This window comes from Burkholderia sp. Nafp2/4-1b (assembly GCF_003635165.1).
Lineage (GTDB): Bacteria > Pseudomonadota > Gammaproteobacteria > Burkholderiales > Burkholderiaceae > Burkholderia.
In genome coordinates this window covers 1-13,223 of the sequence record NZ_ML058686.1, presented here as the reverse complement: position 1 = coordinate 13,223, position 13,223 = coordinate 1, and the positions used below count along the sequence as shown (strand labels likewise).

Below are 13,223 nucleotides of genomic sequence, written 5' to 3'. Positions count from 1 at the left end.
CGTCGTTAAAAGACCGCATACGTTTCAGCGAAGCGCCTGAGTTCCAACAGATGGCCGCCATCAAGTCCTTCGCCAGGAACGACGCGATCATGTATCACAAGACGGGCTACGGCTTCCTGTTCCCAATCCGCATGAACGATGCGGCCATGTACCGCACGTATGTCGCGACTGCGTATGAAGAACCGGAGACAAATTTCATCCGCCGCAACATTCGACCTGGTGATCACGTCGTCGATATTGGCGTTCGGCACGGCTGGTTCGCATGCCACATGGCGCAGATTGTTGGCCCCGAAGGATGCGTTTTTTGCTACGACCCGGACCCGATTTGCTCAGAACACGTGAGCCTTTGCAGCAGCATCAACGAGTTCTCGAACATTTTCTATGAATCATGTGCGCTTGGCAATTCTCCGGGCGAACTAATGTTTGACCCAATCGACGCAACGCTTCAAACGCAAGGTTCATCGAAAGATGGCTTGGTGAAGGTGCCGATCAAGATTCTCGATGAATTAATGAAAGACCGCTCTCATAAAATCTCCTTCATAAAAATCGATGTGGAGGGGGCCGAACAGATGGTCTTTGATGGCGCGGCTGACATTCTTGATCGGGATCGGCCCATTATTTTGATGGAAATCAATGATGGATTGTCAAGGCGCGTCAGCCAAGTTCCGGTGATAGAGACCGTTCGTACGCTGAGAAACTATGGATACTCGTGCACGGACTTGACCGATCGGACTCTATCAGATTCCGAAATAGAAGGCGCCATTGACAGAAATGAGATTATCAATGTCGCTTTCTTTGCTCCGTCAAATCACTGATACGCGTAAATAATGTTTTGTCCTGCCGCTCCCGCTGATCCTGCGGTGGCGGCGGATGATGCACCAGCTGCTCCAGACGCTCTTCCCGCACCAGTGCCACGTATAAGCGTTGTCCTGAGTTGGGTAGTGACCGTCGTGATGAATCACCAAGCGGTCAACGATACCGCCGCTTCGGTACGCCGTATAAACCATGTCGCTTGCTTCTGCGTCTACGGCTCCGTTCACAAGCCGAGTCTGCCATTGGCCCCAGATCCCGGTATATGTTCCGTAATTCCCATTAAAAATCAATTGCGGGCCATTGCGGGTTACGGCCGGCTGTTAGCTGATCAGGGTAAGGTTGCTAAGAATCGCACTCGAATTGAGAGATGTATTTATTACCAAAGGATGACGCCCCTACATTCCATCAAATCCGTAGCCTTGCCAAACGCCTATACGATGCTCAGGGGAACGTGGACACCAAGGCTCTTCTCGGACACACGACCGACGAAATGTCGGAAATGTATGCCAACAGTAGAGGATTAGCCCCTATGAAAGTCACCGTCGCGCCGTTGAGTTCTGAACAATCATTGAACAAGTTTTGAACGGGTCATCTCGCCGCCCAGTGCTCGTTCAATCAGCGCCTTCTTCAGCGCCAGCGTCGCGGCATCGAACGCTTCGGCCGTCAGAGCATCATATGCCTTGAACACGAAATTACTGACGGGCCCTCGAGTTGTGGGCGTATCCATTCGTTTCGGCCCGATTTTTTCTTGCCAGCATCGCTGAACTGAAACGTAACCAGCCGCCACCAGCACGCCGTGCCTGAGCCCACGCCCATATTCGCGGCGAAGAGATTCCCGGCCATGCCCGAGCGCAGCGCATGAATACGATGCTTGAGCGCCAGCTATTGCATATCTGATATATCCCGATAGCATCGATGCTATCCATATAATCTATTTTTCACATATCAATCGCGTCCTTACAATTCCCCTAACTTCAAGCCGTATCAAAACAGTCGCAACCGGCGGTCAAACTGGCTGAGCCGGGGTGCTAGATTGGCTTCCGATCCCCCCTTCAGTGTTGCCGTGCGCCGACGGCACTGCCGTATGCGAGCGTGTCGGTGGAGCTTGCCGATTTGTGGCCCGTGAGTTTGAAATGACTGGGACGTATCGTTCGGTTGGCAATGGGTTCGCGGTGCAGGAACGGCGACAGCTAAGGGTGGCGCGAAGGCGGCGCGCGAGCTGCGGGCGACGCTGGTCAATAGCGATCTGGGGGGCGTGTCGCGGCGGGGCAGCAGTCGAAGTCCCGACTCGCTCCGAGTTCCAGCGAGAACGATATGCAAGCCGGCTTCGCGCATGCCGCGAGGAAGATCAGCGCAAGCGCGCTTGGACGCCGCCGGACGTGCTAATGGGAAGGAATTACGCGGCGTCGGCAAAGATGTTGCTCGTCGCGGTGCCGACCTTCGGCGACGTCGTTAGCTAGATCGATGTGTTAGTGAACTCTTTGAGTCACGTGTCGGCGCGAATGTCCGGGTCGTGCAACTGCGATTGGTTCGAATACCTGCGCGATGATGTTCCCAGGGGCGCTGAAGAAGGTCGAATGGAAGAACGGCAAGATGCTTGCCGATGCGGCTCGCATGACGTGAACTGTGCTTGATTGCAATTGGTTGAGTCATGATGGCTGCGTGTGAAGGCGCGGTGGTCGGATATATGTGAAGCGCTAGGTGATCGATCGGAGGTCCATGGTCGGTACGCCGACGCAACATGCGCGGGTGCCGTGTCACTTGGCGACGAAGCGTTCGCCGGCGCTGACAAATCTGGGCGCACTGAGCGCTGTGAGGGGCGGCGGGGCGTATTGATCGCTGATGAGCCGTGCTGTCGCTCGGTCACAAGAAGCACGATATGAAGAGCTACAAGGACGCCAAAAAGTATGCTGGTATCCTAAATGTTCATCTGGAACGGTCCAGCGTGCAGCAAAAGGGGCGATGGTTCGACGTTGGATGTCGATGCATCGCATCGGTGGTAACCGTCGCACAATGACTACGGGTTCGGACTGCTTCGAGTCCAATCCGGCATGTGGGGCACCGGGGATTTTCCGAGGGCACGTAGACACTTTTACATCCCGCGTGTGCTAGATCGCAGGGTGTTCATACAGGAACGGCGCGTAAGCCAAGGATATAGGTAGAAGACGCGCAAAATGGAGCAAGGCCAATGGAGCAAGTTCACGATGCGATTTTGAGAACGCTCGGGACGCAGCAAATGGTGATGCGAGTGATGGAGATATCGAAATCACCGTATCGGTGGTACGTACCATACATCGATGATGAACTGTGGGCGCAGATTGTCCCGTTGTTGCCTAAGCAACGCGAACGGCCCGGTCCTTCGCCAATTCCGGATCGGGATGCCCTAAACGGCATCGTCTTCGTACTCAAACATGGAGTGGGATGGAACCAGCTCCCGACGCGTTTGGGCTTTGGCTCGGGAGTTACGTGTTGGCGGCGTTTGCGCTACTGGCAGGACGCCGGCGTTTGGGATGCGATGTACAAGGTGCTGCGCGTCAAATTGCACGAAACGGGGCGCACTGATATCACCCGTGCGCTCGGCGGGCAACGCTAGGGCGCGATGCTCCGAAACCGCGGGCACATGGATCGGTTGATGGCGTGCCGCGACCGTAGCATGCGCGGGCGAAACAACGCGGTGGCGTAGCCACCAAAGAAAAAAGGAATCCTCATGAAAATGGATGGACTTACTGGTGCGCTCGTACTGAGCTTGGCATTGTTGGCGACCGATACGGGCGCCACACTGCCCGTGGCACCCAGCACCTATCGGGTACTGTCGACGCCGCTCACGCAGCACATCACGACGCAGCCCGGCCAGGTGGAGGTGGTCGAGTTCTTCTGGTACGGCTGTCGCTTTTGTGGCGCGCTTGAGCCGAAGCTCAACGCGTGGCTCGATAAGCGCCGGATTCAGCAAAAGGAAGCGCTCACGAGCATGAATAAACCGGTGCCGAAAGGCTGGAAACCGGATGTGGCCATTCGCCGGATTCCGGTGATGTTCACCGAGCAACTCGAACCCTATGCGCGACTGTATTACGCGCTCGAGGCTCTGGGTCAGGCGCAGCGCTTGGCGCCGTTCCTGTACGACGCGGTGCAAAAGGATCGTCGGGCACTCGCCACGCCGCGTGAGCAGGCGCGCTTCCTTACGCGGCACGGCGTCGACCCGAAGGCGTTTCTGGAGGCTTACCACGCGTCGAAAACTCAACGTGCACTCGAGCGGGATCAAGCGCTAGTGCGCGCGCTGGGGGTTGACAGCGTGCCGTCGCTGCTTGTCCAGGGTCGCTGGCAGACGGGCCCCGAGTTGAACCATGGCCCTGAGGGGACCTTGCGCACGCTCGACGCGCTGGTCGATATGGCGCGTGCGAAACAAGGGTGATCCGACGCGGGCGTGCCCCTGCGGATCGGGATCACGGATGGCTGATTAACCGGGGGCGTAGATCGCCCGCGCCCTGCGCTCACGTAGGCGGGGCCGACGAACCAAAGCTTGTTATGAAGTTACTTACTCGAATCTGGAATGGCTGCAGTCTGCCGGAGTTGGCTGCATGGTTTGCGACGGTGTTGGCCGCAATCTGTCTGCTGAGTTTGATCGCCGCGTGTGGGGGCGGCGACGGCGATGCGCCGGCGCCCCAGAGCGGTTTGGCTGCGCTGCGAGTCGATACGCCGCCGATCGCCTATCTGCGTGCGGGTGACACGCTCGCGCTGACCGGTGCCGGGTTCGTCGACAATCTTGGCGTGACGATCCGCGGCGAGCCGGTACGTGAGCTCCAGCGCCGCTCGGCCGAGCTGATCCATCTGCGCGTGCCAGCACTGAAGATCACGCACACGGAGCCGGCGACGGTGGAGATCACGCGTGGTGACCGGCAGCGCGTCGCCGTGCGTGTGACGCTTGTGCCCACCGTGACGGTCCAGTCGGTGCTGCCGCTGCACGTGCGAACCAATGATGCGATTACGGTTACTGGCCAGCACCTGAATCTGCTGTGCGCCGTGCAGTTCGGCCCCCATACCGCCCGCTTTGACGTCTCGCCGGATGGTCGGTCATTGACCGTTGCGGTGCCACCGAGTGCGCCGGACGGCGCGATCACGGCGATCGACTGTTATGGCTTTACTTATACCCTGACGGCCGGTTTTGTCGCGAAGCGTGACGTTGGTAACCCAGCGGGCGATCCGCCCAGAATCGGGGCAGTGCACTACGGACAAAGCCATCTGCGTCCGTCAACCGACGACTTTGATGTGACGCCAGAGCGTGCGCTGATGGTGCGCGCGCGTGTGGCGATGGGCGCGGCTGGCAGCGCCGGTCAGGTGACGTTGAAGGTCGGATACCCGTCGGGCGAAAGCTACACACACACGATGCGCGAGAAGTCGCTGTCGCCAAACTCGCTGCAAGGGACGCTGCAGGACGGAGATATGGACTACGCGGTGGTGGTGCCGGCTGAGCACGTACACGCCAATATGCAACTAACCGTCGAAGCCGTCGGCGCCGGCGAACCCGCTCGTCACACGATTGTGCCCCGTGTGGCACCGTTGACCCGAATCGAGGTGGATCTGGTGCCCTTGAGTTTTACGATCGGGGGGACGCTCGGCGATGCCTCTGTCCTGCTTGAGGGTGACGCGTTCAAGCGTCAGCTGCAGGCGATGTTCCCAATCGCGCAGATCGACGTCCGGTTGGCCACGTGCAAGTCGCGGTCAGTGCTGCGATATTCCCGGCGCACCACGGAGAACGCACTGCAACAATTTATGGCGTTTAACGAGCCCCGAGCGAGCCACCATTTCTTGATTGGTATTCTGCCGGGCGCTGGTGAGCCAGTCGAAGGCGGCATGGAAGTCGGCCTCGGCGGGATCGGCGCCCACAATGCGGTGGTATGGGATGGCGCAACGGATGTCGTGCTGACCGCTGCGCATGAACTTGCACATAACCTCGGTCGCCCGCACCCGGATGATCTGAGGCCGGGCGAAGCCTTTCCGCACGAGCCGCGTCAGAATGGGATCGGCGCGAACTGGGGGATCGATCTCGTCGCTGATCCGGTTCGCTTGTTGGATCCGACCGGTCACTATGACCTGATGTCATATAGCTTTCCGCAGTGGATCGGCACCTACACCTATGACCGGCTGGCTGGCGCGGCCGTAGCGCGGCTTGCGTTTGATCCCGCTTCCGCTGCGGCTTCGCCGGTGAGTGTGCCGGTGGTGGCGCTCGTTGGCACGCTGTCGAACGCGGAGGTCAGGCTGAACGCGGTGCGGCGTGCGGGGCAGCTGGATGTGGCGCCGATCCCAGCCGACGAAGCGGGCCAAGGCCCTGTGGTCGAAGTCACCTGGGCGAGCGGCACGCGTTTGATCTATCCGCTGACCCTGCACGCGTTGCCGCACCGTCATGGTGACTCCACTGCGCTGATTGCGATGTCGATTGCTGATCACGGGCCGATTGCCAATCTCGTCATTCGGCATGGTGAACGCACGCTGTTCAATGGCTTGCCTGACGGGCTGGCCAGCCCCGGCCGACCAGCAAGGATGTGATCTGCACCCGTACCAGGTTGGTCTCTCGGGCGAGGATGGCCCTCAAGCAAGGAGAAGTGAACGATGTTTAATCGACGTTACTGGGCGCTCTGGGGCGCGACGGTGGTCACGGCCGGCTGCGGCGCCTTGGCCGCGCAAGAGCGCCTGCCGTGGGCTGTCGCTGGGGTGCCTGGCCTGATCATGTTGCTCGGGATCTATGATCTTCTGCAAACCCGCCACGCAATCTTGCGCAACTATCCGATCTGGGGTCATCTGCGTTTCGCGCTCGAGTTCATACGCCCGGAGATCCGCCAGTATTTTGTGGAAGGCGACACCGACGAAAAACCCTTCTCGCGTGCGCAACGCAGCCTGGTATACCAACGCGCGAAGGACGTGGTTGACAGTCGCCCCTATGGCACCGAGCACGACGTGCGTGCCCCGGGCCACGAATGGATCAGCCATTCGCTGGCCCCGACCCACCTGCATGATCACAATTTTCGGGTGGTGGTCGGGGCAACCCAGCAGCAGCCGTACGCGATGTCGATTCTCAACATCTCGGCGATGAGTTTCGGCGCGCTGTCCGGCAACGCGATTCGTGCGCTCAACCTAGGCGCTCGCACCAGCAAGTTTGCGCACAACACTGGCGAAGGCTCTGTATCGCGTCACCACCGTGAGCACGGCGGCGATTTGATCTGGGGAATTGGCTCGGGCTATTTCGGCTGTCGCGACGACCATGGCAATTTCTGCGATGCGCGGTTTCTTCGCCAGGCGAGCGACCCGCAGGTCAAGATGATCGAAGTCAAGCTCTCGCAAGGCGCGAAACCCGGGCACGGTGGAGTGCTGCCCGGTGCAAAGGTTACTGCCGAAATCGCTGACGCGCGCGGCGTGGCGATCGGCGAGACGTGCGTGTCGCCCGCGCGTCATGCCCAGTTTTCCACACCGCTGGAGTTGCTGGAATTCATCGCGCGCCTGCGCCGGCTCTCGGATGGCAAGCCGACGGGCTTCAAATTGTGCGTCGGTCACCCGTGGGAGCTGTTTGCAATCGGTAAAGCGATGCTCGAGACTGGGATCCTGCCAGACTTTATCGTCGTCGACGGCGCCGAAGGTGGCACGGGCGCCGCACCGCTCGAGTTCGTCGATCACATTGGCGCGCCGTTGCAGGACGGACTGCTGCTCACGCACAACATGCTGGTCGGCATGGGCTTGCGAGACAAGATCCGACTGGGCGCAAGCGGCAAGCTGATCACCGCCTTCGATATCGCACGGACGCTGGCGCTCGGTGCCGATTGGGTCAACATGGCGCGTGGCTTCATGTTTGCGGTGGGCTGCATCCAAGCGCAGACGTGCCACACCGGGCGTTGCCCGACCGGGGTGGCGACCCAGGACCCGGTGCGTCAGCGTGCGCTCGATGTATCCGACAAGGCTGAGCGAGTGGCGAAGTTCCATCGCAATACGCTGCTGGCGCTCAAGGAATTGGTCGAAGCGGCTGGACTCACGCATCCGTCTCAACTGCGGGCCCATCACATCATGCACCGGGTATCGCGCGAACAAGTGCGACCGTTGTCGGAGTTGCTGGAATTTGTGCAGCCCGACGACCTGCTCAATGGGCAGTACCGCACCGAAACCTTCAAGACCTGGTGGCCGCGCGCACGCAGCGATGCTTTTGCGCCGTTGCCTGTGTAAGCAAAGGGCCCGCATGTCTAAACGTCACTTCTTGGCCGCGCTGGCCGCTCTCACTATGACTGGCGTAGTGTCGAGGCCCGCCAGCAGCCGTCCGCCCGAGCGGCGTGCGGTGACCTTGGCCGTCGGCGGCCGCCACTTGATTTACCACCTCCCGCTGACCATAGCGGAACGGCGCGGGTATTTCAGGCAGCAAGGACTCGAACTCAAGATTGTCGATTTCGCGGGGGGCGCGAAATCCCTTCAGGCACTCGTCGGAGGGAGCGCTGATGTGGTCGCCGGCGCCTACGAGCACACAATTCTGATGCACGCTCGCCGGCAGCCGGTGCGAGCCTTCGTATTGCAGGGCCAAGCGCCGCAAATGGTGTTCGCCGTGTCCAACAAGACACTGCCAAACTACCGATCGTTGGCCGACCTGCGTGGCAAGACGATCGGCGTATCGGCGCCTGGCTCCTCGACCAACATCATGGCCAACTTCGTGCTTGCCAAGGAAGGTATCCGGCCTGATCAGGTCGCCTTCGTGGGTGTTGGCACCGCCAGCGCCGCGGTGGCCGCGATGCGCACTGGGCGCATCGATGCAATCGTTAACGTCGATCCGGTGATCAGTATCTTGGAGCGTGACCAGGCGGTGCGGGTGATTTTTGACACCCGGAAGCTCGCCGATACGCGCAGCGTTTTCGGTGGCACGTTGCCGGCCGGCTGCCTATATACAAACGAGCGCTTCATCAAACGCTACCCCTACACCACTCAGGCGATGACGACCGCGATGGTGCAAGCGTTGCGGTGGCTGCAGACCGCTGATGCGACCGCCATCGTCCAGACTGTGCCGGAATCCTACCTGTTGGGCGACCGCACGCTGTATCTCGAAGCGTGGCGACAAGCCCGCGAGGCCATCTCGCCTGACGGCCGGTTTCCGGCCGATGGACCGAGCACTGCGCTGCGTATGTTGCAAGCTTCCGATCCCCGGGTGCGCGACCAAGCCATTGATATCAGGCGCACGTTCACTAATGCGTTCGTGCAACGCGCGCAGGTGCTCGATGCGTGATCCTTTGTGTTCGCTGACCGAGCCGGATCGAACGGTGGCCGAGGATGTCTTGACTCAGAGCGATCGACGTGAGTCTGCGGTACCGCCGGCGCTTGAGTTTGTGCAGGTGAGCTGCACATTTGTCGCACAAGATCCGCGCACGCCGGCTTATCCAGTAGTGGCGCAAACATCGTTGACCATCCAAGCCGGCGAATTCGTGGCCGTAGTGGGCCCCACCGGCTGTGGTAAATCCACGTTGCTGAACGTGGCGGCCGGCCTCCTGTCGCCATCCTCCGGCCACGTGCGAATGTTTGGCGCGCCTCTCGACGGTCTCAACCCGCGTGCCGGATATCTGTTCCAGACGGACGCATTGATGCCGTGGCGCACGGCGCTTGAAAATGTCGAGGCTGGGCTGATATTTCGCGGGGTGCCACGTGCTCACGCGCGCAGACGCGCCCTGGTGTGGCTTCAGCGCGTGGGCCTCAATGGCTTTGGTGGGCACTATCCGCATCAGCTGTCGGGCGGTATGCGCAAACGCGTAGCGCTGGCTCAAACCCTGATCCTTGACCCGGACCTGCTGCTGATGGACGAGCCGTTCTCGGCTCTCGACGCGCAGACCCGCCAGCTGATGCAGCACGAATTGCTTGCGTTGTGGGGGGCGCGGCGATGCGCGGTGTTGTTTGTCACACATGATCTAGACGAAGCGATTGCGTTGGCGGATCGCGTGGTGGTGCTAGCCGCCGGTCCCGAAACTCGGCCGATCGCACAGTTTGCAGTCGCGCTATCGCGTCCGCGCGCGCTCGCCGAGCTGCGCCACGATCCGGCGTTCACCGTGCTGCATGCGCGGATATGGGCCGTGCTGCGTGATGAAGTGCTCAGGAGCGTGGCGCGGCAGCAGGCGGTGGCTTGTCCCATTCCCCCATTGGCGAGTCCATGAAACCTTCCTCGTTCATGATGCGTCTTCCATTCCGATCCCTGCGGCTCTTGCAAGTGCTGCTGCTGTGTGCCGCGCTATTTGTCTGGCACGCGCTCACCCATCCGCACTGGCTACCTGCATTGTATTTCGACAGCCCACACCAGGCCGCCTTCCTGTTCGGTGAGCCGATGCAGGTGCTGGCTACGATTGGGCACTGGTTGGCCAGCGGCGAGCTCTACCCGCACTTGGGCGTCACGCTGCTCGAGACCGCACTGGCGTTCGGCATCGGCACCGGTATGGGGCTGGCTGCGGGGCTGTGGCTGGCGCGTGCACCGATCGCCAGCGCGCTGCTCGATCCGTACATCAAGGCGATCAACTCGATGCCACGGGTGATCCTAGCGCCAATCTTCGGCGTCTGGTTTGGCTTGGGGATGGGATCCAAAGTTGCGTTAGGCATCACGCTGGTGTTCTTCATTGTGTTCTTCAACGTCTACCAGGGCGTGAAGGAGGTTAGCCCCGTGATACTGGCCAACGCGCGCATGCTTGGCGCGAACCCGCGTCAGCTGATGCGCCATGTATACCTTCCGAGCGCGACGAGTTGGCTGTTCTCAAGTCTGCACAACGCGGTCGGGCTTGCATTTGTTGGCGCCGTGGTTGGCGAATATCTCGGCTCGTCACAAGGTATCGGTTATCTAATCCTGCAAGCGGAAGGTACCTTCGACATCAATACGGTGCTGGCTGGCGTGGCCGTGCTCACAGCCTGCGCGCTGGCGCTTGACGCTATGGTCGCACGTGGCGAGCGGTACTTGCTGCGCTGGCGTCCGCGACCTGGTGAGACGGAGAAGGTGTAGGTCAATATTGTGCCATCGGGCGCCATGTCAAGCATCTCGGCGCACGAATTCCCACGCATACGTGCGGCTATACAGAAGGTGGGTGACGTCATTTCAGTCGGCCGTGCACGGGACTCTTTTTGTCACAACGGACGACGGCCGTTTCACGAAAGTCTTGCTCTTCAGGAGGGGAATGTTGGACGACATGCATGACATCGATGCGCATGCGTTGAGGTCTCTCGGTCTCGAACGGCTGGCTGCCCTGTTGGCGGAGTCAGCGGCGACGCATCCTCACATTCGACGGCAGTTGCAATTCGAATGCGCATCAAAAAAACGAGGCGACATCGTTACTGCGGCGCGCCGATGGATGCGCGCATTCCGCGAGCAGCCATCATGTCTCGATGCGAGGCAGGTACGTGCACTATCTGAGGAGCTCGATGCCATGCGAATCGCGATATCCTCGCAGGTTGCCGTGGACGCCCCGGATGTTGCAGCGGATCTTATGTGGCAATTCATCGCCTTGGCGGTATCAGTATTCGAATGCACTACCGAGGAAGGCTGGGAAATCAGCAAAGTGTTCGATCGAGCATGTGACGATGTGGTCAAGCTTAGCGCTCACGCTCGGGTGGCCCCTGCGGTTTTCGCCGCACAAGCAGTGACGGCGATTGTCTCAGACCAGTACGGCCAGTGCCAAACCCTGATTCGTGCTATTGCAAAAACGCATTCCTCAGCCGCGGTCTACGCAGCTGAACTGCAAGAGTTGATTCGACGGTTGCTGGACCGACCGCCGGAGGCGGGCGACGAGCCAAATAGTAAGCGCTGGCGCTATCTAAAATGCGCATTGCTCGAGCTTGAATCCATGCGGGTGGCATAGGGGTAACGGTGCCTGATTGATGCAACAGTCCGTGCAATGAAACTCCATCTTTCATTTGCCGCAGTATCTGATCGGCACATTTTTTGTGCTCGATTTGTGCAAGACCATCCAGGTATTTGTCCAATACACTAGATTTATTTTCAACGTGTGTGATGGGCGGAGTTGGGTTTCGCACGCCCGCATTGGGTGCTATTTTTCTTGTGGGGTCTCATATGAATGCATTGCGTATCATCAGAATCGGTTTGCTGGCCGGGGCGTTCGTTGCGGGAAGTGCATCCGCAGAAACGGTGAAGCTGGTTGCTAATCTTCAGCCGTCGAGTGAGGTGCCGCCGACTATCAGCGATGGGATTGGGTCGCTTGACGCAACGCTTAACACCATCACTGGCGAACTTAAGTGGTCTGCAACATACAAGAATTTGACGGGCACTGCCGTCGCTGCGCATTTTCACGGTCCGGCTCCCGCTGGCCAGAACGCGGCTGTCTTGGTGCCGATCGCGAAGAACGCGCTCGCAAGCCCGATCGAGGGCTCGACAATGCTGGATGCAAGCCAAATGTCGCAGGTGATGTCAGGCAAGTGGTATTTTAACGTGCATACCCCGAAGTATCCGGATGGAGAGATCCGGGGTCAACTCAAGCACGCCGGGTAAAGACGTATCACATAGAGCCGGCCGTCCGCGCTTGGGTATGTGCATGGTTGACTTCGCGAATTCGCCGCGGATTGGCAACCGTAAAATATCTCCGCGGTGAAGGACGGTGCAGGCTCGGTGTTGGGCTTTACTTGTTGTGTGACGGCAGCTGCAGCTCTGGCTAGTTGCGGTTAGCTGGGCGCGTCCGGCTATAGAAGTGCAGTGAGGTCGGCAGTTCGCCTGCGTGACAACCCCATATCTCCCGCGGATTTGAGCAATGGTCGGTATCGTGTCTGTTCGCTTTGTCTTGCCGGGTGTCGATTGTGGTTCCGGATTTTAGCCGGAGATAGTCATCGCAAGGCGTCTCGGATGTCATGGCGAAAATCAGCGTCTCCTAACCACGTGCCCTACGTGGATGTTTGGTCGCTGCGGTGGAGTTTTGGCGCGATTAGTTAACGTTGGCCTTGGCGTCAATATTTGAGCATTAATAGTAGGTGTATAGCCTAGTGGAACAGAATTTCTTAGAGGGGTCTCTATGACCACGACTGCGTCTGAAGATCTCTTGCAAGGCCGAGGCGACCACGCACACCATATGCCGACGGGTTGGCGTCGCTGGTTATTGGCGACCAATCACAAGGACATTGGCACGCTGTACCTGCTGTTCTCGTTCATCATGTTTTTATCTGGCGGGGTGATGGCGCTAGGCATCCGTGCCGAGTTGTTCGAGCCAGGCCTGCAGATCATGCGTCCGGAGTTCTTCAATGAGCTCACAACGATGCATGGGTTGGTCATGATTTTCGGGGCGATCATGCCGGCGTTCGTCGGCTTCGCGAACTGGATGATTCCGCTGCAAATCGGCGCGTCCGACATGGCGTTCGCGCGGATGAACAACTTCAGCTTCTGGCTCCTGCCAATCGCCGCCGTGCTGCTGGTCGGTTCG

General features: G+C 59.6%; 12 protein-coding genes. 11 read left to right on the top strand and 1 reads right to left on the bottom strand.

All coding sequences use genetic code 11. From position 1 onward, the window contains the following. The coding region (locus tag C7H84_RS36090) for an FkbM family methyltransferase (RefSeq protein ID WP_205611514.1) at window positions 1–815 on the top strand (815 nt) is incomplete at its 5' end. Between the two features lie 563 nt (window positions 816–1,378). Here the strand turns inward: C7H84_RS36090 and C7H84_RS36905 are convergent. Then, entirely contained in the window at window positions 1,379–1,726 is a 348-nt protein-coding gene (locus C7H84_RS36905) for a hypothetical protein (RefSeq protein ID WP_162999532.1), read from the bottom strand. 1,275 nt (window positions 1,727–3,001) lie between these two features. Between C7H84_RS36905 and C7H84_RS36080 the strand changes: the two genes are divergently transcribed. The 10 genes from C7H84_RS36080 to C7H84_RS36035 all read left to right on the top strand — a co-directional run. Next, window positions 3,002–3,406, top strand: coding sequence for a transposase (locus C7H84_RS36080; RefSeq protein WP_121863221.1), 405 nt, complete (start codon window positions 3,002–3,004; stop codon window positions 3,404–3,406). Between the two features lie 114 nt (window positions 3,407–3,520). Then, window positions 3,521–4,222: a thiol:disulfide interchange protein DsbA/DsbL gene (locus C7H84_RS36075; protein WP_121863220.1), complete on the top strand. Its 702-nt coding sequence runs from the start codon at window positions 3,521–3,523 to the stop codon at window positions 4,220–4,222. A gap of 113 nt (window positions 4,223–4,335) precedes the next feature. Further along, window positions 4,336–6,354 carry a hypothetical protein gene (locus C7H84_RS36070; RefSeq protein ID WP_121863219.1) on the top strand — a complete coding sequence of 673 codons (2,019 nt, stop codon included), beginning with the start codon at window positions 4,336–4,338 and terminating at the stop codon, window positions 6,352–6,354. Window positions 6,355–6,417: 63 nt separating this feature from the next. Then, window positions 6,418–8,016 (top strand): FMN-binding glutamate synthase family protein, encoded by a 1,599-nt coding sequence (locus C7H84_RS36065; protein WP_121863218.1) that lies wholly within the window; start codon window positions 6,418–6,420, stop codon window positions 8,014–8,016. 55 nt (window positions 8,017–8,071) lie between these two features. After that, entirely contained in the window at window positions 8,072–9,058 is a 987-nt protein-coding gene (locus C7H84_RS36060) for an ABC transporter substrate-binding protein (protein ID WP_240462217.1), read from the top strand. Continuing rightward, on the top strand, window positions 9,051–9,974 hold the full coding sequence (locus C7H84_RS36055) for an ABC transporter ATP-binding protein (RefSeq protein WP_121863217.1): 924 nt from the start codon (window positions 9,051–9,053) through the stop codon (window positions 9,972–9,974). Before C7H84_RS36060 ends, C7H84_RS36055 begins: the two co-directional genes overlap by 8 nt. Then, window positions 9,971–10,804 carry an ABC transporter permease gene (locus tag C7H84_RS36050; RefSeq protein ID WP_240462216.1) on the top strand — a complete coding sequence of 278 codons (834 nt, stop codon included), beginning with the start codon at window positions 9,971–9,973 and terminating at the stop codon, window positions 10,802–10,804. The genes C7H84_RS36055 and C7H84_RS36050 overlap by 4 nt, the downstream gene beginning before the upstream one ends. Before the next feature lie 172 nt (window positions 10,805–10,976). Then, on the top strand, window positions 10,977–11,657 hold the full coding sequence (locus tag C7H84_RS36045) for a DUF6880 family protein (protein WP_162999533.1): 681 nt from the start codon (window positions 10,977–10,979) through the stop codon (window positions 11,655–11,657). A gap of 212 nt (window positions 11,658–11,869) precedes the next feature. Next, the gene (locus C7H84_RS36040) at window positions 11,870–12,304 is read left to right on the top strand and encodes a CHRD domain-containing protein (RefSeq protein WP_121863214.1); all 435 of its coding nucleotides are present in this window, start codon (window positions 11,870–11,872) and stop codon (window positions 12,302–12,304) included. Between the two features lie 514 nt (window positions 12,305–12,818). After that, window positions 12,819–13,223: cbb3-type cytochrome c oxidase subunit I (locus C7H84_RS36035; RefSeq protein ID WP_205611513.1), on the top strand; the 405-nt coding region annotated here is incomplete at its 3' end.

Bases quoted from the DNA above. Each gene is read 5' to 3' on its own strand.
- C7H84_RS36905 (WP_162999532.1), bottom strand. From the start codon at position 1,726: ATGCTATCGGGATATATCAGATATGCAATAGCTGGCGCTCAAGCATCG.
- C7H84_RS36080 (WP_121863221.1), top strand. From the start codon at position 3,002: ATGGAGCAAGTTCACGATGCGATTTTGAGAACGCTCGGGACGCAGCAA.
- C7H84_RS36075 (WP_121863220.1), top strand. From the start codon at position 3,521: ATGAAAATGGATGGACTTACTGGTGCGCTCGTACTGAGCTTGGCATTG.
- C7H84_RS36070 (WP_121863219.1), top strand. From the start codon at position 4,336: ATGAAGTTACTTACTCGAATCTGGAATGGCTGCAGTCTGCCGGAGTTG.
- C7H84_RS36065 (WP_121863218.1), top strand. From the start codon at position 6,418: ATGTTTAATCGACGTTACTGGGCGCTCTGGGGCGCGACGGTGGTCACG.
- C7H84_RS36060 (WP_240462217.1), top strand. From the start codon at position 8,072: ATGACTGGCGTAGTGTCGAGGCCCGCCAGCAGCCGTCCGCCCGAGCGG.
- C7H84_RS36055 (WP_121863217.1), top strand. From the start codon at position 9,051: ATGCGTGATCCTTTGTGTTCGCTGACCGAGCCGGATCGAACGGTGGCC.
- C7H84_RS36050 (WP_240462216.1), top strand. From the start codon at position 9,971: ATGAAACCTTCCTCGTTCATGATGCGTCTTCCATTCCGATCCCTGCGG.
- C7H84_RS36045 (WP_162999533.1), top strand. From the start codon at position 10,977: ATGTTGGACGACATGCATGACATCGATGCGCATGCGTTGAGGTCTCTC.
- C7H84_RS36040 (WP_121863214.1), top strand. From the start codon at position 11,870: ATGAATGCATTGCGTATCATCAGAATCGGTTTGCTGGCCGGGGCGTTC.